At 64.0% G+C, this 253-nt stretch carries 1 pseudogene; it reads left to right on the top strand.

The window, feature by feature from the left end:
• Positions 1-3: 3 nt before the first annotated feature.
• Positions 4-253, top strand: a pseudogene (locus tag KVT34_RS30625) (phytanoyl-CoA dioxygenase family protein); the annotation flags it as partial.

Here is a 253-nt window from a genome sequence, read left to right as displayed (position 1 = left end):
GCCCTGCCGCCCCAGAGCGACACCTGCTCCCTGCCGGAGGGCCTGGTCGCACAGTTCCGGGCGAAGGGACACGACTGCATTAGGCAGGCGGCCTTCATCCATGTAATCAGCGCCTATCGGCCGCATATCATCACGGCGGTGGAGGGCTACACGGGAGGCCGGAGCGTCCGGCCGCATAAGCAGCTGTATATGAATCTCTGGGTGGAGGACACGCGTGTCCGACAGTTCGTATTTGCGCGCCGGTTCGCCAAAC

The organism is Paenibacillus sp. GbtcB18, from assembly GCF_019091125.1.
Taxonomy (GTDB): domain Bacteria; phylum Bacillota; class Bacilli; order Paenibacillales; family NBRC-103111; genus Paenibacillus_F; species Paenibacillus_F chitinolyticus.
Note: the sequence above shows the minus strand (reverse complement) of the source record. Positions and strands in the feature narration are given on the sequence as shown.